We start from the raw sequence: 475 nt of genomic DNA, 5'->3' as shown, positions 1-475 counted from the left end.
ACCCACGCCGCCTTGGCCCCGAAGTTCGGGCACTGGCCGATCTTCGAGCACTGCCTGCCCTTCGACGTCTCGCGCCTGTGGGACGAGTTCTCCGGCATCGAGCGCCCGGTCATCTGGACCGCCGAGCGCGACCGCGAGGTCTGGGACCAGCTGCAGTCATGACCGCCCCCGTGCGTCGTCGGGGCCGGGCCGGTGGGCCAGACCACGGCGTTGCTGCTGGCCCGGTGGGGGCTGCCGGTCGTCGTCCTCGATGCCCGGCCCGAGCGCGACCTGGTCGGGTCCAAGGCGATCTGCCAGCAGCGCGACGTGCTCGACGTCTGGGACTCCGTCGGCGTGCAGGTCGCCCCGCACGGGGTCACCTGGACCACCGCCCGCACGTTCCACCGCGACCACGAGCTGTTCAGCGCAGGCTTCGTCGACCGCGGTGCCTCGCCGTTCCCGCCGTTCGTGAACGTCAGCCAGTGCCGCACCGAGG

At 72.4% G+C, this 475-nt stretch carries 1 pseudogene; it reads left to right on the top strand.

Features of this window, described 5'->3' with window-relative positions:
* Window positions 1-192: 192 nt before the first annotated feature.
* Window positions 193-475, top strand: a pseudogene (locus M3677_RS16955) (pentachlorophenol monooxygenase); the annotation flags it as partial.

It is taken from the genome of Curtobacterium sp. P97, assembly GCF_023712445.1.
GTDB lineage: Bacteria > Actinomycetota > Actinomycetes > Actinomycetales > Microbacteriaceae > Curtobacterium.
This window is presented reverse-complemented; position numbering and strand designations above follow the sequence as displayed.